The following is a 21,675-nucleotide window of genomic DNA, read 5'->3' on the forward strand; positions in this document are numbered from 1 at the left end:
ACTACTCTATTTTAGTTTTCTTCCGCTTCTTAATATAGTTTCTCTAGCAAGGACTTCCAGGGAATCTATATAAAAATCTCCATCTAATTTATTATCATTTTTTAATATAGATAACTCTGTACATCCAAGAATAACTCCATCACAATTATTTTCCTTTAAATAATCTACTATAGAATTGAACTTATCCATATCAGCTGGTTTTCCACTTTTTATATCATCGTAAATTATTTCCATCACTTTAGACTGTCTATTTTCATCTAATACTAAATATTCTATATCATACTTTTTACACATGTTTTGGTATAAACTAGTTTTAATGTTTCCAGTAGTAGCAAGAATACCTAATTTTTTATGATTAGTAGCTTTAGCATGTTTAATTGTTTCCTCTACAATATTTACTAAAGGTATACTAACTCCATTAACTATTTTTTCATAGAAATAATGTGCTGTATTACATGTTATTACAATAAAGTCTACACCATATTTTTCTAATCTTTTTGCATCGTCTATTAATACCTTTGATGGATCTTCATCAGAGTTTCCTACTATAAAAGCTGTTCTATCCGGTGTAGTTGCTCTATTTGTTATTACCATATCCACATGTTCTTGGTCAGTCTTTGCTTCTGTCATATTTACTACCATTTCATAGAAATACACAGAGGCCATAGGTCCTAGGCCACCTAAAACACCTACAGTTATATTATTCATATTATCACCAATCTACTTACAGTATTTTTTAAATTTTCTAAATTGATTTACATGGTATAAGAATATATACCATCTTCTTTTGAAGTTTCCTTTTAAGTCAGCTTCATATCCAAATGATGTAGCAGATTTTCCTGCAGCATCTAATTCTTTACATTTATTTACTAATTCTTGACTCTTTACATATTTATATACTACTTCTTTTGGTATACATCTCCAGAAGAACGGTTCTTTTTGTATTTTTAAGTCTAGCTCTTTGTTGTTAACTCTATCTTCTACAACGAACTTAGCTATGTTATTTCCTGACGATGTCACATAATAGTTACTTCTACCTTGTCTTAAGTTTATTTCAAATACTTTGTATTTATTGTCTCTTGTATCATATTTTATATCAAAGTTTGAATACCCTGTGTAGTTAATACTTTCTAAGAAGTTTTTGAATTTAGTCATAACTTCTTCATCATACTCTGTTACTATTGCAGCATGATTTCCTATTCCTTTTGGAGTATGTTCTTCTAATAGAACATGTCCTAAACATTGCATTTTGACTTTACCATTTTTATCTGAGTAGCAAGTTAAAACTCTCATGTGTGAGTCATCTCCAGGTATGAAATCCTGAACTATCATAGATTTTTTATAACCATGAGAATATATTTTTTCTATTTCTCTTTTAAATTCTTCTTCATCTTGAATAAGGTATGCTTTATTCATTCCTTCAAAAGCATTTTGGAAGAATGATATACTATCAGATGCTTTTAATATAACTGGATAGTTAAATCCAAAGTCGCCTATCTCATCACCTTTATTGTATATATATGTCTTTGGATAATCTAATCCATATTCTTCACACATATTGTAAAATAATTCTTTTTCTATTAACTTATCTTTAAGCTCAGCACCTATATAAGGTACTATATACTTTTCTGATAATACATCTCTATAATCTATTATTAATTCTGCATACTCATCAGTACATCCGTGAATTATAAGCTTTTTGTTTGGTTCAGCTAGTTCATCTGCAGTTTTTAATAAAACTTTTATAAACTCTTCTTTATTTCCCATATTAGGATCAACTCTAAAATCTATTATATTACTGTCCTTAGTTGCTCCAAGTAACATCTTCCCGAAAGCTATTGACTTTACTCCATAAGCCTCATGATAAGCTCTAGCCACAGAATAACAGTTTATATCTCCACCAACCAATACAGGTTGAATTTTAATCTTATCCACTTTATCCACCTCTTATTCTTTTTAAATACATTGGTTATTATACTTTATTTCTCACAATCTGTCAAAAAAACGACTGTTTTGTAAATCTCACTAAATGTTGAAATCTCAACATGTATGATAATGCAAGGCTTTATCTTAGAATAATATTTTAATTTTAAAATTTTAATATTATTGTTTCCTTATTTATCTACAATTAGTATTTATAACCTTGTTAAAATATTAAATTAATTTAAATCTAAAAATACTATAGATCAACTTATTTTACATAAATCAACCTATAGTATCATATAGTTTTTGCATTATATTTATTTTATATAAATTTCTTATAACTTTGATAATGCACCTAAAAGTATTTCTTCTTTAAAAGGTTTTACTATAAATCCTTTAGCGCCATATATAATAGCCTCTTTCATTTTTGCTTCTTGTCCTAGAGCTGAAACCATAACAACTGATGCTCCGGGATTTAATTTTTTAATCATTCTTAAAGCTTGTATTCCGTCAAGTTCAGGCATAGTTATATCCATTGTAACTATGTCTGGACTTAATTCTTTGTATTTTTCAACAGCTTCTAATCCATTTTCTGCTTCTCCTACTATTTCATACTCATAATTTGAAAGCATATTTTTTATTGTCATACGCATAAAAGCTGCATCATCAACTATTAATACTCTTTTCATAACTTTCCTCCATTGTTTCAAATACATTTTGTAACTTATTCATACTTATATTTTAATTCTTTTAGGATTCAAAAACTATACCTTATTTTTTTTATATACTGATGGTTTTACTCTTTTTAAGTCAGTTTTTAAATTAGATAAACTTTCTGACATTCCAATTATTAAATATCCTCCCGGTTTTAGAGAATCACATAATCTATTAATTAATTTTTGATTTGTAATATTATCAAAATAAATCATTACATTTCTACAAAAAATAACGTCATATTTGGACTTACCCCAGCCTAAATTATTATTCAAATTAAAATATTTAAACTCTACTAACTTTTTTATGTTTGGATTTACCTCATAATTTTTTTCATCTATTTTTTTAAAATAATTTTTTACCCATGCTGATGGTAATTTCTCTATTTTATCATTTGAGTAAATTCCATCTTTAGCTTGTTTTAGTACTTTATTTGATATATCAGATGCTGTTATAGCTATTCTTTGACTTGAATTAACACCTAAAACACTTGATGCTAACATGGAAATACAATAAGCCTCTTCACCTGTTGATGAGGCTGCTGACCAAATTTTTAACCCTCCAAGTGGCGGTCTTTTTAAACTTGGAATTAATACATTTTCTTTTAAAAATTCAAAATGCATTTCTTCACGCATAAAATATGTATAATTCGTAGTTAATTTTTCTACTAATATTGATACTTGTTCACCTGTTTTATCTTTCATCAAATTATCTATATAACTATTATAATCAGAAAATCCTAATCGTTTAACTATCATTAGTAGTCTTGTTTCTATTAATGTCCTTTTGTTTTCAAGATTAATACCATAATTATTATACATGAAATTTCTCAGCCTTGCAAAATCTCTATCTGTCAACTGCATAATTATTTTCCTCGACTATCTTCATTAATGAATCACAATCTAGTATTAATTGCACATCATTATTTATTTCACTAACAGATTTTATAAAGTTACTCTTTCCTTCATCTTGATTAGAATCCATATTCATGTTTTTTTCTGGTGAAATATGAATTACTTCATTTACTGTATCTACTATTAATCCTATTTTGTCATTATTATTTTCAATTATAATTATGCAAGTCCTTTCATCATAATTTATAGGCTCTATATCAAATCTCATTCTAGCATCCATAACTGGAATAATAGTACTTCTTAAGTTTATAATACCTTTCATGTATTTTGGAAGGAATGGTACCTTTGTTATTGGTAACATTTCTATAATTTCTATAATGTATTTGGATGATAGTGCATACTTTTGATTATTCACGACGAAAACCATATACAAATCATCTATTCTATTTTCTGCTTCTACATCATTTGCATACATAGATACTGCCCCCCTTATTAATTAAATTAACTTTTCACCTTTACCAACACTTTTTACGTGCAATTTATTAGTTCTTGTATCAAATACAATTGTTCTTCCACAAGTACCTAATGTATCTTCTGATATAATTGGAATATTTAGTTTGGCTAAAGTCTCTTTGCATGATTTTACATTTTTTTCACCAATAGTGAATACACTACTTGATGAATTATTAAAGTTAAACATATGCGCACCGCCTGCTAACTTTGCTCTAATAAATCTGGAATTTGCTCCTAGTTTTTTCATATCTTCATATAATGCAACTATTCCTGTATCAGCATACTTTGCTTTGTTTACTAGCATTTTTTCATTTTGAGAGTTAGAAAGTAAAATGTGCACTAATCCTGCTATTTTATTTATCTCATCATAAAGAACTACACCACAACATGATCCTAGTCCTATAGTCATAATTTTTTGTGGTTCTCTTACAATCTTATACTCTGCTATTCCTACCATTTCCATTATATAATCCTAAACAGCAAAGCCTAAAGATGACAATAATTTAGTACATGATGATACGTTAGGAATAAAATAATACTTTCCTTCTATATCATAATCTTGAGTAAAAAAGTCTGTTTCAATACATAATATTGAACTAAAATCTAACCCATATAATGAAATTGGTAAGTTCATTATCGCTCTTACCATATCTATACTAAAATGAGGTATAGATGGGGTTATAGTTAAATTTGTCATATCTGATATAGCTGTTAAGTATGTTCCACATAATATATTACATATTTCTCCCATGGCGCTTAATTCTTTGCACATTTCTTCATAATCATTTTTATCATATTTAATTTCTTTACCTGATAATTTTGAAAGTAAATTAAAAGCAGAATCTATTTTCATGATAACCATGATGAAACCTTCCATATCTCCTGAAAGTTGTAAAACTGTCCCTACTACTAATTCCTCTGGGGAGTCGTAACTCTTAGTAATATCATCAAGTTCAATCATATCACTATTTGGGATTCCAATATCCACTAATTCATTTAACATTGTAGCTAATGATGTTGATGCATTACCAGATCCTATATTACTAATTTCACGAAATATATTTAATTTATCACAAGTAATTGTCATATATACCCTCTTTCTATCTAATCTTTAGATTATTTTCTCATTTCATTTCTTTTGAGTTGATTTAGTATTGCGTTTGGAATCATATCTAAAGATGTTTCCTTTATAACCGCACCCATATTCTTTGCTACCATTGGCATACCGTAAACAGTACATGATTGTTTATTTTGACCAATAGTATATCCGCCAGCTTTTTTTATTTCTAATAATCCCCTTGCTCCATCAGATCCCATTCCCGTTAAAATTGCTGCTATGGATTTTTCTTTAGCTTCATTTGCCACAGATTCGAATAAATAATCAACTGATGGACAATGACCACTAACTTTATCGCCTTCTTTAACTTGAATTAAGAATTTATTATTTTTCTTTATGATACCCATTTGCAAGCCACCTGGAGCAATATATGCATTCCCTGGCAATATAACTTCTCCATTTTTTGCCTCTTTTACATTAATTGTGCACTCTCTATTTAAGCGTTCCGCATATCTTTTTGTAAATACTGGAGGCATATGTTGTGTAATAACAATTCCAGGCAGTCCTAGAGGCAATTCTTTTAATACTTTTCCTATTGCCTCTACTCCTCCCATAGATGCTCCTATGGCAATTATCTGATTACTATTGCTTATTATATTAGTTGTTTTTTTAGAATTTATTTTTTGATCTACTGGTTTGCTAACCTTTGTAAAATTACTTTTTATATCTAATTTAGCTACTGATGCTTCCTTTATTTTAGTCGCCAAATCTATTGCAAATTCGTTCATAGTACTTGATGTTGGCTTATCTACAAATCCTACTGCTCCAGCCGATAAAGCCTCAAAACATTTGTCATTAGCACCACTTATAACAATTGTAGGTATTGGACATTGACTCATTAAAATCTTTAAAAATTCAATTCCATTAACACCTGGCATTTCTATATCTAATGTTAATACATCTGGTCTATATTGTAGTACTTTATCCCTTGCATCATAAGAATCCTTAGCTGTTTCTACTACTTCTAATTCTGGATCTTCTTGAAGATACTTAGATATAACACGTCTAAATATAATCGAATCATCAATTACTAATACTTTTATTTTTTTATCCATTTATTCTTTCTCCTTTTGTATTAGTATATCTTATCTATGTATCATAGCATTAACATCAAGTATAAGACTAATCGAGCCATCTTCTAAAATAGAACATCCCGCCAAATAAGATTGTACTCCTCTAAATTGAGTTAGTATTGTAGGTATTGGTTTAATTACAACTTGTTGCTGCCCTAAAATACTGTCTACAATTAAGCATATATTACCCATCTCAGATTCTACCAAAATCATAATTCCATCATCTTTTTTAAAATCACTTAATCCTAAAATTTTCGATAACCTACAAATTTTATAACAATTTCCCCTGATAATACTATGCTCTTCACCATTTGGATTTTCAACAATATCATAAGCTCCATACCTAAATACTTCTTTTATGTTAAGTGAAGGAATAATATATGTTTCATCATCATTTTTTATTTTCATGCCATCTACTATGGCTAATGTTAGTGGAATACGTATTATAAATGTAGTTCCTTTTCCGTATTCACTGTCTATACTAATTGAACCTCTTAACTTGCGTATATTAGTATAGACAACATCCATACCTACACCTCTACCTGAATACTCAGTTACAGCTTCTTTTGTAGAAAATCCTGGTGCTAATATAAAATTGTATGCTTCTTTATCACTAATTTCATTAATGCTCTTACTAGTTACTCCTTTTTCAATTGCTTTTTTCACAATTGCTTCTTTATTTAAACCTCTTCCATCATCTTTTATTATAATTAGAATATCTCCACCAGTATTTTTTGCTTCTAATGTTACTGTTGCTTTCTCTGGTTTTGTTGTATTTTTTCTTTCCTCTGGTGTTTCAATTCCATGGTCCATGCTATTTCTTACCATGTGCATTAAAGGATCTGATATATTTTCTAATATATTTTTATCTACTTCTGTTTGTTCTCCTATTAATACTAAATCAACTTTTTTGCCAGTTTTTTTGCTCATATCTCTTACTACTCTTTGCATTTTAGTAAAAGTTGATGATATAGGCACCATACGAATAGACATCACAACATCTTGTAATTCATTAGTTAACTGGTGTAATCTTCTTGCTTGTTTTTCAAAATTATCTGGATCAAAATTTTCTAATTGAGATTGTTTTTCAACCATCGATTCGGTAGTTACTATTTCTCCTACTAAATTCATAAGGCTATCTATCTTGTCTATATTAACTGTTAAATAACTATTTTTGTTTTCTTTTTTTGTTTGAGTTACTTTGTCTTTTTTATTATCTTCAACTTCTTTAGCATTATCTTTATCACTCTTTAAATCTTCATTAATTTTACTTATTTCTATATTTTTCTCTACTACTTCTATTTCTTTCTCTGTAGTATCAGTAGCGATTTCGGCTTCTTCATCAGGCTTTAAATTAACTTCTTCAATTTCTTCTACTTTATTTGATGCTCTAGAAATTTCAGTAATTTGCAAAGTTTTTAAAAACATTGTTTCTTGAAGGCATTTTTCTAGCGAAGGCTTATCATTTTCTGTTTTCACATACATAGTAAAGCCGTCTTTAATTATTTCTTCATCACAATCTCCCATTAAATCTGCTGGAATGGTTTCATTTATAGTACATAAATCTTCTATTGATGTTGTTACACCAAGAGCTCTTATGCCTTCCATTCCACACCCATCTTCAAATAATACTTTTATACAATATTTTTTTTCGCTGCCTATTAGTTCAATTTCATCATTATCTTCTTTAGTTTGCTGATTCATCTCTTCATCAACTAAGTTAAAATCCATATCTAATGTATTCTCATCATTATCTTCTTCATTATCTTTTAATAAGTTTAAAACTTTATCATGTAGCTCATCTATACTTGATTCTGGAAGCAATCCCTGTTGAATATTTGAAATTTCTTCTTTAAGAAAATCAATACTTAGTAATACAACATCTATTATTTGTTCCCATTTTTCAGCAGAAACCTCAAGTCCTTTGCGTATCTCATCAAAGACATCTTCTATACAATGTGTTAGTGTTGTTAAACTATCATATCCCATCATCGCAGAAGAACCTTTTATTGTATGCATAGCCCTAAAAATTTCTTCTATTTGTTCCTTTGCCAATCCTCCAGTATCTGAATGATCTACAAGTAAAATTTCTTCTAATTGCTCTAATAGCTGCATGTTTTCTTGCACATAAAATTCATTCATAGAATCTATTCCACTCATACCTGTCTCCTTTTATAATAAAAATTTAATAGATTTAATTTTTAATTGTTATTTAATACAACTATTAAATCAAATTAAATGTAATCTTTTCGCATAATTCATTTATATACTATACGGATAAATAATTTTATTCTTTAGTTTTATAAATAAATTACTTTTTCAGCATTTAAATCAACTTAACTCCTAAGTTTTTCATATTAATTATTTAGAATCACCTTAGAAATTTATTACCTTATCATCGTAATTCAAATTATCTTCAAAATTTATAGTGTCTTTCAAGTTAGAATCTCCTTTTAAATCAAATTTATCAATAAGTGATTTTAATAATTGAGCTTGTCCACTTAATTCTTCACTTGCCGCTGCACTTTCCTCACTTGTTGCTGAATTTGTTTGAACTACTTCTGAAATTTGTTCTAATCCTAAAGTTACTTGAGTAATTGCATTTGCTTCTTCATCAGATGCTTTTGCAATATCATCTATTAAAACAATAACTTGATAAATTTTATCTATTATTATTTGTAGTGACTTGGCTGTATTATCAACTATTATGCTTCCATTATCAACTGCTTTTATAGAATTCTCTATTAATGTTGCCGTATTTTTTGCTGCTTCTGCTGATTTTGCTGCCAGGTTTCTAACCTCATCTGCTACTACTGCAAATCCTTTGCCTGCCTCTCCTGCTCTTGCTGCTTCAACAGCTGCATTTAATGCTAATATATTTGTTTGGAATGCTATGTCATCTATTGTTTTTATTATTCTTCCTATTTCATTAGATGTAAATGATATTTTCTCCATAGCATTTACCATTTCATTCATTTTTTCATTTCCTTCTTCTACTTCTTGTCCTGCACTTATTGATAATTCGTTAGCTTCTCCTGAATTTTTTGCAGTATTTTTAATTTTATTAGATATATCAACTATTGTAGCCGATAGTTCTTCTATCGCACCAGCTTGTTCTGTTGTTCCCTGAGATAACATCTGTGCCCCACTTGCTACTTGCTCTGATGCTGTTTCAACTTCTTGAGATGCAGCATTTATTTGTGACATTGTATCACTCAGCTCATTTGTAATTTTCTTTAAAGAATTCTCAATATGACTAAATACTCCAATATATTCTACCTCAGGTTCTATATTAAAGTTACCTTCTGAAACTTTATTTAATGTATTCACAGTATCTTCTATAACTATATTTATCTCTTTACTCATCTTGCGCATACTTTCAGATAAAGCACCCAACTCATCTTCAGATTCATAAGTTATGTCTATATTAAAATCACCTTCAGCCATTTTATTTGCAGCTATTTCTATTTCTTCAATTGGCTCTTTAATTCTCTTTGTAATTCTTATACATACTGCTATGCCTATTCCAATTGCCATTAGCGAAAATAAAATTGCTATTCTTTCTGCTTTTTTTACATTACTTGACACCATGCTATCATATTCTTTAGCAGCCTTTTCAGCATCATCATACACTTCCTCAGAAATTTGAGTACAACTATTAGATAAAGTTCTATATTCACTAAGATCTATGTCAGATAACGATACTTTAAAATTTTCTTTTTGTGCTTCTTTATATATTTTTTCATATTCTTCTTTTAATAAGCTCATTTGTTTTTCTAATTTATTTATATCTTCTTTTATTAAATTACTTGTTGCAGGTATATTATTGATTCTCCCCATCCTTTCATTTATACTTTCAAAGTCATTTAAAATTATTTTTCTTGGTTCTTCATGTTCATTCAACGCAAATGCCAAATTAATTTGTCTTAGTATTGATTCTAAATCTCTACGTATTCCCATAGTTTGATTTGTAACTTGATAAGGACCTGAATAAATATTATGTGACATTTCTCCAGCTTTCTTTAAATTGTTTAAAGTATAAATACATGCTAAAGTCGACATTATAAGTACAATAGCAAATGCCATTCCCAATCTTTTTCCAATTTTCATTTCTTTAAAATCAAATTCTTTTAAATTAAATTGTTTCATAATTTATTCCTCCATAATTTTTTCATATATAATCCTAAACATTTTATAATATACGGAAAAATCATAATTTACTTTATTAAAATAATAAACAACTATATATAAAAAATTTATTGTTTCTCATTCATTAAAAATAAAAAGCCGATTTCTATATTAATTAAGAAATCAGCTTTTTGTTATAAATAAATGTATTTAAGATTCTAATTAATTATAATTTAAAGATTAAAATCTAAAACTACATCATCACCTTTATTTTTTAAATTAAAATCATCTATTAAGGATTTTAGTATTTGAGCTTGTCCACTTAATTCTTCACTTGCTGCTGCACTTTCCTCACTTGTTGCTGAGTTTGTTTGAACTACTGCTGAAATTTGTTCTAATCCTAAAGTAACTTGATTGATTGCATTTGATTCTTCTTCAGACCCTTTTGCTATTTCATCAAGTAAAGAAACTACTTTATTAGTTTTATCCAATATTCTTTGTAAAGATTGAGATGTATTATCAGCTATACTAGTACCATTTTCAACTGCATTTATAGAATTCTCTATTAATGTTGAAGTATTTTTAGCTGCTTCGGCTGATTTTTCTGCTAAATTTCTAACTTCATCTGCCACTACTGCAAATCCCTTACCTGCTTCTCCTGCTCTTGCTGCTTCTACAGCTGCATTTAATGCCAATATATTAGTTTGGAATGCTATATCATCTATTGTTTTTATTATTCTTCCTATTTCATTTGATGTAGATGATATTTCATCCATGGCAACGATCATATTTTTCATCTTTTCATTACCATCTTCTACTTCTCTACCTGCATCTATATATAATGAGTTTGCTTCTTGTGCATTTTTTGCTGTTTCTTTTACTTGATTTGATATTTCAGCTATAGTCGCAGATAGTTCTTCTATTGATCCTGCCTGCTCTGTAGTACCTTGTGATAACATTTGTGATCCACTTGCTACTTGGTCTGATGCTGATTGAACTTGTTCTGATGCTACATTTATTTGTGACATTGTATCACTTAATTCATTAGTAATTTGATTTAAAGATTTTTCAATATTGTTAAATACGCCAATGTATTCTACTTTAGGTTCAACATCAAAATTCCCTGATGCAATCTCTTTTAGTACGTCAACTAAATCATCAATCATAGCCTTTGTTTCATTACTCATTGTCAGCATGCTATTAGATAAACTTCCTAGTTCATCTTCTGATTCGTAGTCTATTTCAATATCAAAATCGCCTAATGCCATTTTATTTGCTACAATTTCTAATTCCTCAATAGGCTGTCTTATTTTTCTTGTAATATATATACCTATTAATATAGTTCCGATAATAATACAAATACACAATAATATACATGTTATCCAAACTTTTCTTACATTTTTGTTAGCATTATCTTTAAATAACTTTCCTTTTTCTACTTCAGTTTTATAAAGAGTTTCTGCATTACCTGCAACATCCATATACGCTAAAAAATAATCGCTCTTTTCATCAACAATCAATTTATTTATTGTTTTTGTATTACCATTATTTATCACTCCCTGTATATTTTCATATTCTTGTTGAAAATTTCCAATTGAAGTTTCTAGCTTTTGAGCTAAATTAATATCTGCATCAGGATTATTTTTTATTTTCTCTATTCTTTCATACATACTATTAAAATTTTCATTAATAGCTGATTCGAAATTTGAAATATCTTTTTCAAATAATGCATAAGCGATATTTTGATCAACAGATGTAATACTTCTTCTAATTCCCATTGCTTCGTTTGTTAATTGATATGGACCGTCAAATAAATCAGTTGTATACCCACCTATTAATCTTAAGTTCCTTAATGATAGTGTAACTATAATTGTAAGGGCTATTAATATTATTCCAAAAACCAAAGCCATTTTTTTCCCAATTTTCAAATTTTTAAATCTTATACCCATTTTTCTTCTCCCCCCATATTTTTTTGTCAAAATTTATTTATCTTCTTATTCTTTTATTAATATTACGGATACTTTTTGATTTCTTTAATGCGAATTTTCAACAAAAAATATTTTTTTACATAAAAAAAGTGCATAAGTTAAATTATATTTTCCTTATACACTTTACTATTTATGTAGTTTTCACAACTTCCTCTTTGCAAAATTTTTCTTTGTATGAAAGCATAAATGTTTCCATACATTTTTTTACTTCAATCTCACTTGGTAGTATAATACTTTTTCTTTCATCTAATACAAATCGTGTTTCATTTTTAACTAATGCATTACATGATAACTTTTTATTTACGCTACCTTTCATTTCTGATAGTAGTTTTGAAACTTCTCCTTTAGTTATATTATGTAAAATAACTTTGCATTCTTTTTCAGTTAATATATTATCATATGTTATTCTTTCTAGCTCTTCATTGAACATTTCCATTATTGTTTGGCCTTTATTTTTAGCATATTGTTCAGTTATGTATTTACTGATCTTTAAATAAAACATTACTAATATACTCATTGCAAATGATATTATAAAAATAGGTAAAAATAAATATAGATTATCTTTAAATGTACCACCATTAGTTATTATCTGTATTATTATAATTGCTAATGTTAATCCTCCAATAAATGATGCGGTTTTTATATTTTTCATTAATTTTTTCTTTGTTTTTAAGTCATCATCTTCACCAATATCATCATCTATCATAACATCTAATGGTTTGTATAAATCCAGATTATTTATTTTTTTCAAATAGTTAATTTTATCACAAAATCTACTACATTCATCTTCACCTATTATATCAGTTAATTCTAACTCCTTTATAAAATCTTCACCATATACTGTAATAGATCTTATTACTGATTTTTTTAATGCACTTTCCCTGCTATCTCCATTCCATGTTGACAAAGCATACTCTATACTCCCAGATACGCCTAGTATATGTTCGCACTCTATACTTTCATCTATAGCAAATACTTCTATTCCTTTTATTTTTCCTTCATATGATATATCTTTTGCTTGATTATATGTTATAGTACCCCTTTTTAAAACTTTACTTGGATCTATATCTGTGTCTACGGTTAGCCCCTCTTTAATTCTTTCCAAGAAATCACTTATAGCTTCTTCATATTTGTCACAAGGTATTTCTATTTTTATAGGCGATCCATCATTATTAACATATCTAAGTTCTCCATAATTTAAACAAGCATCTACACATCGTTCACCTGTACTATTATACTTACTTTTTAACATTTTCGCCATAAACTTTCCATCCTTTGCTATGTAGATATTATTCTAAAGTTTTAACAAGTTCTTCTTCTCCAAGAATACTTGTTATTCTTATTCCAAAATTTTGGTCTACGATCACAGCCTCTCCATAACCAATTTTTCTTCCATTTACAAATATCTCAAGTTCTTGATTTTCTAGTGTGTCTAACTCTATTAAAGATCCTTTTGTAAGTTCAAAAACATCCTTTAATGTCATCTTCGTTCTTCCTAACACTGTACTTATTTCTAATTCTATATCTAAAACTCTATCAAAATTTTCTGCCATATTCTATTCCTCCTTACCAATGCTGTCTACAATTACTACACCTCTTTTATTTTCCATCAGACCTGGTTTACATTTAAAAGATTTTGATCCTGCAATATAAAGTTCTATTTCTTCCTCTATTTTCGAATCAAACTTTATTACATCTCCAACATTTAAGTCTAATAATTCCTGAACTTTAATCTCAGTTTTACCTAATAGGGCAACAATATCTGTACTTGCAGCATAAACATTATTATATATTGCATTTGTAAATTCAAAATCATAATCAATATTTTTACTTTTAAAAAGTTTTTTTGTTTCTAATTGTGGTAATATTGGTTCCATACAGCTATATGGCTTACAAAATCTCATTTTTCCTACTTCTTTATCGTCATGCATCATTTTCATATGAGCAATTAAAACTGACTCACTTACTGGATATTTTTTACTAGAGCCAAGGTTTAAGTGAACTTCTAATACTTCTCTATATTCACAACCTTCAACCACATGAAGTTTCGTTAAAAAATTTTCACTTGCATGGTGAATTAACTGCTTATCAATTTCTGTAAGCTCTCTTGTATAATCATCAAATTTCCCATCTCCACCTAACATGCAATCTATAAAAGTAAGAGCTATACCTTTATCTATTTGATATATAAGACCACTTACTAAAGGCTGTATTGCATGTTCTACTATAACAGAATCAGAAGTCACCATGTTTGTGAATTCTTCATAGTTTGTTTGTTCTATCTTTTCCACCTTACAAACTATATCTTTTTGTTTTAATTCATAATTTAAAAATATATTAATATTTTTACAAAATTCCTCTGCGATTACAGATACGAATCTCATATTGTCGGAAGAATATCTTTGAGGTTTTTTAAAATCATATTTTTTTATATCCTGTACCATAGTATTTTCCTTTTACCTTTCTTATCTTGATTGAAGATTATTAATCATACTCCACATCTCATCTACAGCCTTTATACCTTTACTATTAAATTGAAAGGCTCTTTGTACCGTAATTAAGTCAGTCATTTCACTTGATAAATTCACGTTAGACATTTCTACATGTCCCTGTCTAATATCTGCTTCCTTATATGCATACATGCTAGCTCCTTCTTTCAAAGCAAATAGGCTATCACCAATTGAAATTAAATCATTTGTACCTTCTGTAACATATAAATTAATTCTTCCTACCATTGTATCGTCTAGGTATATTTGACCTTCTTTATTTATATTTAATTTACCATCTGATAAATCAATATTTCCTCTATTGTATCCATTAGCATATGTAATATCTACTCGATTTCCATTTGCATCGACTAAAGTTCCATTTGCATCTAAACTAAAATCACCATTTCTTGTAAGGCAATGACTTCCGTCAGGCCTAATAACACAAAAAAATCCTTCTCCATCTATTGCTAAATTAGTATCTATATCAGTGCTTTTCAAAGGTCCTTGAACCATATTTCTAGTTGCTTCTGCTATTTTTATTCCTGTACCTGTCAAACTACCATTTGAACTATGCGGATTATAATTACTCTCTAAAGATTTCGTATATAAATCTAAAAACCCTACATCTAATTTTTTATAGCCTGTTGTTTGGGAATTCACTATATTATTAGATGCAATATTTATTTTTTCTTGATTTGCAATCATGCCAGATGTGCTAGTACGTAATATATTGTACATATTCTTTCCCCCATATCTTATACTCTTCCTATTTCATTAGCTATTTTATATAGTATAGAATCCATTGCTTGCACTACTTTTTGGTTAGCTTCAAATTCCTTAACAGTTTCCATAAGTAAAGCTGTTGAATTTATAGAATCTACATTTGAGCTTTCTAAGTAACCTTGTTTTACATTAAAGTTTGTGGCATTAGTTGGGTTTTTACCTGTATAAACCCCATTTCCAACTTTTTCTAAGTTATCATAATTTTGAAAATCAACTACTCTAAATCTGTATCTTTCTTGACCATTAACACTAATTCTGTTTTCAGAACTAACAGACATACTATTATTACCTATGTTGATACGCTCTGTAGCACCAGTTGCATTATTAACTCCTAAAACATAATGACCTGAGCTTGTTATTAAGTACCCCTGTGCATCAACACTAAAATCACCATTTCTTGTATAATATCTATTATTTTGATTATCCATAACTTCAAAAAAACCATTACCTTCTATTGCAAAATCCATGTTATTTTCCGTTGAAACATTAGTGCCTTGGCTATAGTTAGTAAACGTATCATCAATTCTCACACCAAAACTCATGTTTCCTAATGTTTGCCTATTTGCTTTTCCATTTTTATAATTATCATTATTTGATAACATAACTTCATCAAAACTCTTACCAATTAAAGTTTCTTCTTTATATCCAGTGGTATTTATATTGGCTAAATTATTAGTAATAATACCTTGCCTAGATTGAAGCGTTAACATTGATGATACTGATGTATATAATCCTCTTAACATATTTTCCCCTTCTTAGTCTATATATTTTATTCTTTTCATCTCTGCTCTTAGATTTGAAATTGCCCTTGTATTTAACTGAGATACCCTTGATTCTGATACTCCTAATACTAGTCCTATTTCTTTTAATGTCATCTCTTCATAATAATAAAGTGACAATACTAATTTATCCTTTTCTTTTAAATTATCTATTGCCTTTGCCATTACTTCTTGAAGTTCTTGCTTTTCAATAATAGAACTGGGAGATTGTTCTTCTTTTTCTTTTATTGTATCTATAAGTTTAACTTCACTTTCATCTTCATATATAACGCCATCCAAAGAGACATTGCTTCTACTCATCATCTTTAATTTTATGTCATTTGCTTCTTTTATAGATATATCCATATATTTTGATACTTCTTCCAAACTTGGTTGCCTATAGTAGGTATTTTGTAAATCCTCCACACATTTATTATATTCTTTTATTTTACTTGTGTAAGTTCTAGAAATAGGGGAATGCCTTCTTATTTCGTCAATTATATATGATGAAATTCTGATAGATGCAAATGTTGAGAATTTTACACCTCTGTTTTTATCGAACTTTGTACTTGCATCAATTAACCCCATTACTCCATAACTTACTAAATCTTCATATTCCATTCCAATTCTATTTGTATAGTATTTTGATGCTATATGCCTCACAAGAGACATATTATTTACAATAAGTTCTTCTTGTTCATGTGTCTCCACTATATATTCCCCCTTTAACTATATACAAACTACTCCTTGAGATTTTATCTGTATATCACTTGGCACTTCATTAAGTGATAATATTACTACGTTTGGAAATACCATTTCTATTAACTTTCTAAATGGCGCTCTTATTTTTGGAGATACCAATAATATAGGTCTATTATTGAAACTTATATCTTCAGTTATATTCTGTATATTTTTAAATATATAATTTGTAGTATCTGGATCAATTGCTGGATAAGTTCCATTTACAGACCTTTGTAAATTATTACTAATCATATTTTCTAGTTCTAAAGATAATGTTGCAACTGTCATAGAATTACTTTCATCTACTAAATCTGAACATATACTTCTACTCATTGCCATCCTTACATATTCTGTTAAAAGCTCTATATCACGAGTATTTCTTGCATGGTCTGCAAGTGTTTCTAGGATTGTAACCCTATCCTTAATAGCTACTTTTTCTCTAAGTAAATTTTGGAATACTTTTTGTACTTCACCTAAAGTCAATAAATCTGGTATTAACTCATCTACAACTGCACTATATCTCTCTTTAGTTACATCTATTATTTCTTTCACTTCTTGTCTTCCCACTAACTCATGAGATTTACTTTTTATTATTTCAAGTAAATGAGTTACTAATATGGTGGTTGGATCAACAATAGTAAATCCACACAATTCTGCTTCTTCTGCCTTTTCCTTTTTTATCCACAATGCATCGATTCCAAATGTTGGTTCTTTAGTTTGTATACCATCAATATCCATTGCCAGTCCCATAGGATTCATACAAAGTAACATATTAGGCATTAGGTCATGTATTGCAACAACATTTCCTTTAATTTTTATGCTATATTGATTTGGATTAAGTTGTAAATTATCTCTTATTCTAATTGGTTGAACTATTATTCCCATATCTATAGCACATTGCTTTCTTACTGATATAATTCTTTGAAGTAAGTCTCCTCCACTAGCTTCATCAACTAGTGGTATTAAACCATATCCAATCTCTACCTCAATTGGTTCAACATTTATATAACTAGATACATCCTCAGCATTTTCTATACTAGGAGGTAAATCATTTTTTTCTAATATTTCATTCTCTAACTCTCTTTGATTTTCTTTTTCACCTTTATTTAATAAAAAGGCAATTAATATTGCTCCTAATCCTAAAGTGAAAAATGATAGTTTAGGAAGTCCTGGAATAAGCCCCATTACGATTAATACTGCCCCTGTCATCCCTATAGCTTTTGGAATAGACATTAACTGTTTTCCAAATAAATTAGCAAAGTTTTCATCACTATCGGCTCTCGTAACTAATATACCTGCCGAAACAGATATCAATAATGCTGGTATTTGACTCACAAGCCCATCACCTATTGTAAGTCTTATATATGTCTGAACCGCATCTGAAAAACTCATATCTAGCATCATAACTCCAATTACCATACCTGCTAGTACATTTATTAAAGTTATAATTATTCCTGCTATTGCATCACCTTTTACGAATTTTGAAGCACCATCCATAGCTCCATAAAATCCTGCTTCTTGTTGTAGTTTTCTTCTTCTTTCTCTTGCTGTATTCTCATCTATCATTCCAGCATTTAAGTCTGCATCTATACTCATTTGTTTACCTGGCATTGCATCCAGTGTAAACCTTGCAGAAACTTCTGATACTCTACTTGATCCACTAGTTATAACTACCATTTGGATAATTACTATAATCAAGAATATAATTACTCCTACTACATAATTTCCCCCAACAACGAAACTACCAAAGGCCTCTATTATATTTCCTGCATAACCTTGCCCTAATATTAACCTTGTTGATGATATATTTAGGGCTATTCTAAATAATGTGGTAACAAGCAATATTGTTGGAAATATTGATAATTGTAATATATCAGTTGATAAAAGAGTTAATAGTAATATTAATACTGCAAATGATATATTTATTGCTAGCATTATATCTAATAAAAATGTCGGTAAAGGTATTATTATCATTAGAACAATACCAATTATTCCAAATCCAACTATTACGTCAAATCGTTTATTAAAATCTAATTTTTCCATCTATATTTAACCTCTTTATTAACTATTTATATTTGTTTTTAATTTTATAAACTGCCACCAATACTTCTGCCACTGCTTGATACATTTCTCCTGGTATTTCCTTATCTATATCAACCTCTTTATATATAAGTCTTGCAAGTGGTTTATTTTCAATAATTGGTATATCATGCTCTTTCGCAACTTCTCTTATCTTAAATGCTACAACATCTGCCCCCTTCGCAACTACTATTGGAGTAGAATCTATCCCCTTTTCATACTTAATTGCTATTGATATATGAGTAGGGTTTGTTACAATAACTGTTGCGCTAGGTACTGCTTGCATCATTCTACGATTAGAGATTTCTCTTTGTTTTTGTTTTATTTTACCTTTTATTTGAGGGTCTCCCTCCATCTGTTTATATTCTTCTTTTACTTCTTGCTTAGTCATTTTCAACTCTTTATTATGAGTAAATCGTTGATATGCATAATCGGCTATTGCTATTAATATAACAGCTAAACATATCTTTCCAAGTAATGATTTTATAAGTTCAATTATCGTATTTAAAAGATATGGAAGATAAATATCTGCACTTTTCATAATTCCTTCAAAATTTTTATTCATAAAAGAATAACCAATGTATAATAATATACTTATAACAGCTATACTTTTAACTAAAGTCCCTAAAGCTTTAAGAGAAAACATATTTTTAAAGCCATTTATTGGGTTCAACTTTGAAAATTGCGGTTTAAGTCCTTCTCCTGTAAATAACATACCCGATTGAATAAGATTTCCTATGACGCCAAATATCATTATAATAAATCCAATTGGTAAAAATATTTTCATAAATGAAAGTAAAATATTACTTCCAAGTGAATCTAATATTACCCCACCTTCAAAATTCATGCTAAAACTACTACTAAGTATGTTAATCATAAAATTTTTAATTTCTAATATTATATAATCAGACATGGTATAAATTATCATTAGCATAGCTAATAAAGTTATAGCCGTTGTTACTTCTTTACTTTTTGCAATATTCCCTTTTTTTCTAGCATCTCTTTTTTTCTTTAATGTGGGTTCTTCTGTTTTGTCACTACCCATTGATAAAACTATACCTACTGGTCCAAGTGAGGTCATCATATCATTATTCATCATACTTAAGGTTCCATCTAAAATATCTGGTATTTTATTTAATAAGTTATGTATTTCTGTTATTATAAATGGAAGTGCTATCATAAAGAAAATTAAACCCACTAGCATTTTTAAAGGCATTCCTATTATCATTACATTTAATTGAGGTACACTTCTTGATATAAGACCCATTATTAAATCTGTAAATATAAGTGATAATATTATAGGAACTGCAATTTTAAATCCTATAGTAAAACACTGTACAAATACATGTACAATATAATAAAAGTTGTTTTGTATTAAATTTTCACCTATTTCTATTAGATGAAAACTTTCCTGTATCCCTATTATTAATTTGTGGTGACCGTTCATACTAAAAAATATAATTATGCCCATCCAATACATAAGATTTTCTATCAAAGTTGCTTGCTCTTTACTATTCGGGTCATATATACTGCTCATTGACAAGCCTAGCTGCTGATCTATTAAACTACCTGCTATTTTCAAACTATTAAAACATAAATTTGTCATATAACCTAAAAGCAATCCATTTACAGTTTCCATAGCTACTAATCTAATTAAGTCAAATGTATTAAGTACATTGACATCAATATTAATACCAGAGGATATTATAATAGACATTAATATTGAAAAGCAGACTTTAAAAGTTTTTGGGGTTCCCGATGGAAATAAAATATTAAGAGAAGAAAAAAATGTTATTACTCTAATAAATACGAATAACATTTTTTATCCCTTTATAACAGCTATCATATTCATGATCTTAGTTGTAAATTTAATAAGCTCATTTAGCATCCAGTTTCCACCTAACGCCAATGTTAGTGCTATTACTATTACTTTTGGAACAAATGTTAATGTTTGTTCCTGAATTTGCGTCGTTGCTTGGAATATACTTACAAGCAAACCAACTAACAATGATAAAATTAAAATAGGTCCCCCAACTAACAAACTTGTATATAATGCTTCTTTTACTATGCTCATTACCATATTTTCTGACATACTATTTTCCTCCTAACTATTTGAAACTCAATAACAAAGATTTAATCAACAAATTCCAACCATCTACCATAATAAATAACAATAATTTAAATGGCAAAGATATCATAGCTGGCGGAAGCATGAACATCCCCATAGACATTAGGGTACTTGAAACTACTAAGTCTATTAGTAAAAATGGTAAATAAACTAAAAATCCTATCTGAAAAGCAGTTTTTAATTCACTTATTGCAAAGGCTGGTACTAACACACTAAGTGGTACATTCTCTCTATTTAAATTAGTTTTATCTATATCAGCACTTTCTATAAATAGTTTTAAATCCTCTTCTCTTGTTTGATTTAGCAAGAATTTTTTAATAGGGACTTGTGCCTTTTCTACTGCTTCCTCAAATTTTATTTCTTCATTCATATATGGCTTAATAGCCT

The 21,675-nt window shown here is 28.6% G+C and carries 21 protein-coding genes; all 21 read right to left on the bottom strand.

Translation table 11 applies throughout. The features are described from left to right. Positions 1-6: 6 nt before the first annotated feature. The gene (gene cuyB / locus K0039_RS19325; RefSeq protein WP_228106682.1) at positions 7-708 is read right to left on the bottom strand and encodes a cysteate racemase; all 702 of its coding nucleotides are present in this window, start codon (positions 706-708) and stop codon (positions 7-9) included. A 12-nt stretch (positions 709-720) separates the two neighbouring features. Continuing rightward, positions 721-1,935 carry a carboxylate--amine ligase gene (locus K0039_RS19330; protein WP_228106683.1) on the bottom strand — a complete coding sequence of 405 codons (1,215 nt, stop codon included), beginning with the start codon at positions 1,933-1,935 and terminating at the stop codon, positions 721-723. Between the two features lie 323 nt (positions 1,936-2,258). Next, entirely contained in the window at positions 2,259-2,612 is a 354-nt protein-coding gene (locus K0039_RS19335) for a response regulator (protein ID WP_018589248.1), read from the bottom strand. Between the two features lie 75 nt (positions 2,613-2,687). Beyond that, a complete protein-coding gene (locus K0039_RS19340) occupies positions 2,688-3,500 on the bottom strand; it encodes a CheR family methyltransferase (protein ID WP_228106684.1) in 813 nt (270 codons plus the stop codon). Further along, a complete protein-coding gene (locus K0039_RS19345; protein ID WP_228106685.1) occupies positions 3,484-3,966 on the bottom strand; it encodes a chemotaxis protein CheW in 483 nt (160 codons plus the stop codon). The genes K0039_RS19340 and K0039_RS19345 overlap by 17 nt, the downstream gene beginning before the upstream one ends. 21 nt (positions 3,967-3,987) lie before the next feature. Then, positions 3,988-4,467, bottom strand: coding sequence for a chemotaxis protein CheD (locus tag K0039_RS19350; RefSeq protein WP_074918538.1), 480 nt, complete (start codon positions 4,465-4,467; stop codon positions 3,988-3,990). Positions 4,468-4,476: 9 nt separating this feature from the next. Beyond that, complete coding sequence (locus K0039_RS19355; RefSeq protein ID WP_228106686.1) at positions 4,477-5,091, bottom strand: chemotaxis protein CheC; 615 nt, start codon at positions 5,089-5,091, stop codon at positions 4,477-4,479. A 29-nt stretch (positions 5,092-5,120) separates the two neighbouring features. Continuing rightward, positions 5,121-6,176 (bottom strand): protein-glutamate methylesterase/protein-glutamine glutaminase, encoded by a 1,056-nt coding sequence (locus tag K0039_RS19360; RefSeq protein ID WP_228106687.1) that lies wholly within the window; start codon positions 6,174-6,176, stop codon positions 5,121-5,123. A 30-nt stretch (positions 6,177-6,206) separates the two neighbouring features. After that, entirely contained in the window at positions 6,207-8,354 is a 2,148-nt protein-coding gene (locus tag K0039_RS19365) for a chemotaxis protein CheA (protein ID WP_228106688.1), read from the bottom strand. A gap of 216 nt (positions 8,355-8,570) precedes the next feature. After that, on the bottom strand, positions 8,571-10,343 hold the full coding sequence (locus K0039_RS19370) for a methyl-accepting chemotaxis protein (RefSeq protein ID WP_228106689.1): 1,773 nt from the start codon (positions 10,341-10,343) through the stop codon (positions 8,571-8,573). Between the two features lie 212 nt (positions 10,344-10,555). Next, positions 10,556-12,271, bottom strand: coding sequence for a methyl-accepting chemotaxis protein (locus K0039_RS19375; protein WP_228106690.1), 1,716 nt, complete (start codon positions 12,269-12,271; stop codon positions 10,556-10,558). Positions 12,272-12,440: 169 nt separating this feature from the next. Then, positions 12,441-13,571 (bottom strand): YeeR family protein, encoded by a 1,131-nt coding sequence (locus K0039_RS19380; RefSeq protein ID WP_228106691.1) that lies wholly within the window; start codon positions 13,569-13,571, stop codon positions 12,441-12,443. A gap of 28 nt (positions 13,572-13,599) precedes the next feature. Next, the gene (fliN, locus tag K0039_RS19385) at positions 13,600-13,863 is read right to left on the bottom strand and encodes a flagellar motor switch protein FliN (RefSeq protein ID WP_018589238.1); all 264 of its coding nucleotides are present in this window, start codon (positions 13,861-13,863) and stop codon (positions 13,600-13,602) included. A gap of 3 nt (positions 13,864-13,866) precedes the next feature. Further along, complete coding sequence (locus tag K0039_RS19390; RefSeq protein WP_228106692.1) at positions 13,867-14,754, bottom strand: flagellar motor switch protein FliM; 888 nt, start codon at positions 14,752-14,754, stop codon at positions 13,867-13,869. 21 nt (positions 14,755-14,775) lie between these two features. Then, the gene (locus K0039_RS19395; RefSeq protein ID WP_228106693.1) at positions 14,776-15,537 is read right to left on the bottom strand and encodes a flagellar hook-basal body complex protein; all 762 of its coding nucleotides are present in this window, start codon (positions 15,535-15,537) and stop codon (positions 14,776-14,778) included. A gap of 17 nt (positions 15,538-15,554) precedes the next feature. Further along, positions 15,555-16,325: a flagellar hook-basal body complex protein gene (locus K0039_RS19400; protein WP_228106694.1), complete on the bottom strand. Its 771-nt coding sequence runs from the start codon at positions 16,323-16,325 to the stop codon at positions 15,555-15,557. Positions 16,326-16,337: 12 nt separating this feature from the next. Then, positions 16,338-17,051: a sigma-70 family RNA polymerase sigma factor gene (locus tag K0039_RS19405; RefSeq protein WP_228106695.1), complete on the bottom strand. Its 714-nt coding sequence runs from the start codon at positions 17,049-17,051 to the stop codon at positions 16,338-16,340. Between the two features lie 18 nt (positions 17,052-17,069). Next, positions 17,070-19,124 (bottom strand): flagellar biosynthesis protein FlhA, encoded by a 2,055-nt coding sequence (flhA, locus tag K0039_RS19410; protein ID WP_228106696.1) that lies wholly within the window; start codon positions 19,122-19,124, stop codon positions 17,070-17,072. A gap of 22 nt (positions 19,125-19,146) precedes the next feature. Further along, a complete protein-coding gene (locus K0039_RS19415) occupies positions 19,147-20,979 on the bottom strand; it encodes a fused FliR family export protein/FlhB family type III secretion system protein (RefSeq protein ID WP_228106697.1) in 1,833 nt (610 codons plus the stop codon). A 3-nt stretch (positions 20,980-20,982) separates the two neighbouring features. Continuing rightward, positions 20,983-21,252: a flagellar biosynthesis protein FliQ gene (gene fliQ / locus K0039_RS19420; protein ID WP_228106698.1), complete on the bottom strand. Its 270-nt coding sequence runs from the start codon at positions 21,250-21,252 to the stop codon at positions 20,983-20,985. A gap of 16 nt (positions 21,253-21,268) precedes the next feature. Continuing rightward, positions 21,269-21,675, bottom strand: a 407-nt coding sequence (locus K0039_RS19425) for a flagellar type III secretion system pore protein FliP (protein WP_369123858.1), incomplete at its 5' end; no start/stop codon positions are given.

The organism is Terrisporobacter mayombei, from assembly GCF_020748465.1.
GTDB lineage: Bacteria > Bacillota > Clostridia > Peptostreptococcales > Peptostreptococcaceae > Terrisporobacter > Terrisporobacter mayombei.